The sequence below is a fragment of the Streptomyces herbicida genome (assembly GCF_032656585.1).
Lineage (GTDB): Bacteria > Actinomycetota > Actinomycetes > Streptomycetales > Streptomycetaceae > Streptomyces > Streptomyces herbicida.
In genome coordinates, this window is record NZ_JAUYWJ010000079.1 from 1 (window position 1) to 1,953 (window position 1,953).

1 protein-coding gene is annotated in these 1,953 nt (G+C 70.8%); it reads right to left on the reverse strand.

The window, feature by feature from the left end; all coding sequences use genetic code 11:
* The coding region (acs, locus tag Q8A52_RS48790) for an acetate--CoA ligase (protein WP_316765145.1) at positions 1-1,953 on the reverse strand (1,953 nt) is incomplete at both ends.

Below are 1,953 nucleotides of genomic sequence, written 5' to 3' on the forward strand. Positions count from 1 at the left end.
GTCCTCGTTGGGTGCGGCGGGCAGTTTGTCCTGGATGAGGTCCATGACCGTGGAGTCGGTCAGGGTGGTGACGTCTCCGAGCTGGCGGTTCTCGGCGACGTCGCGCAGCAGTCGGCGCATGATCTTGCCGGAGCGGGTCTTGGGCAGTTCCGCGACGGGCAGGATGCGCTTGGGCTTGGCGATCGGGCCGAGGGTGGCGCCGACGTGGTCGCGTAGGGCGCCGACGAGTTGGTCGTCCTCGGAGGCGGTGCCGCGCAGGATGACGAAGGCGACGATGGCCTGTCCGGTGGTCTCGTCGGCGGCGCCGACGACGGCGGCCTCGGCGACCGCGGGGTGGGAGACGAGTGCGGACTCGACCTCGGTGGTGGAGATGTTGTGGCCGGAGACGAGCATGACGTCGTCGACCCGGCCCAGCAGCCAGATGTCGCCGTCGTCGTCCTTCTTCGCGCCGTCACCGGCGAAGTAGCGGCCCTCGAAGCGGGACCAGTAGGTGTCGAGGAAGCGCTGGTCGTCGCCCCAGATGGTGCGCAGCATGGACGGCCACGGCTCGGTCAGCACGAGGTAGCCGCCGCCTCCGTCGGGGACCTCGCGGGCCTCGTCGTCGACGACGGTGGCCGAGATGCCGGGCAGCGGCCGCTGTGCGGAGCCGGGCTTGGTCTCGGTGACGCCCGGGAGCGGGGAGATCATCATCGCGCCGGTCTCGGTCTGCCACCAGGTGTCGACGATCGGCGTGCGGTCGGCGCCGATGTGCTTGCGGTACCAGATCCACGCCTCGGGGTTGATCGGCTCGCCGACCGAGCCCAGCACCCGCAGGCTGGACAGGTCGAACTTGGCGGGGATGTCGTCGCCCCACTTCATGAACGTGCGGATCGCGGTCGGCGCGGTGTAGAGGATGGTGACGCCGTACTTCTGGACGATCTCCCAGAAGCGGCCCTGGTGCGGGGTGTCGGGGGTGCCCTCGTACATGACCTGGGTGGCGCCGTTGGCCAGCGGCCCGTACACGATGTACGAGTGCCCGGTCACCCAGCCGACGTCCGCGGTGCACCAGTACACGTCCGTGGCCGGCTTGAGGTCGAAGACCGCGTGGTGGGTGTAGGCGACCTGGGTGAGGTAGCCGCCGGAGGTGTGCAGGATGCCCTTCGGCTTCCCCGTGGTGCCGGAGGTGTAGAGGATGAACAGCGGGTGCTCCGCCTCGAACGCCTCCGGCGTGTGCTCGGCCGGCTGCGCCCCGACGAGGTCGTGCCACCACACGTCCCGCCCGTCGGACCAGGCGACGTCCTGGCCGGTGCGGCGCACGACGAGGACGTGCTCGACGTTGTCGACGCGGTCGATGGCGTCGTCGACGGCGGGCTTGAGCGCGGAGGGCTTGCCGCGGCGGTAGCCGCCGTCGGCGGTGATGACGAGCTTGGCGTCGGCGTCCTGGATCCGGGTGGCCAGCGCGTCCGCGGAGAACCCGCCGAAGACCACCGAGTGGGCGGCGCCGATCCGGGCGCAGGCGAGCATCGCGACCGCCGTCTCCGGGATCATCGGCATGTAGATCGCGACCCGGTCGCCCGCCCGGACCCCCAGCTGGAGCAGGGCGTTCGCGGCCCGGCAGACCTCGTCCTTCAGCTCGGCGTAGGTGATCGCCCGGCTGTCGCCGGGCTCGCCCTCGAAGTGGATCGCGACCCGGTCGCCCAGTCCGGCCTCCACATGCCGGTCCACGCAGTTGTAGGCGACGTTGAGCCGCCCGTCCTGGAACCACTTCGCGAACGGCGGGTTCGACCAGTCCAGCGTCTCGGCCGGCTCGGTGGCCCAGGCCAGCCGGCGGGCCTGCTCGGCCCAGAAGCCGAGCCTGTCAGCCTTGGCCTGTTCATACGCCTCCGCCGTCACATTGGCGTGCGCGGCCAGCTCGGCGGGCGGCGCAAACCTGCGCTCCTCCTTGAGCAGGTTGGCCAGGCTTTCGTTGCTCAC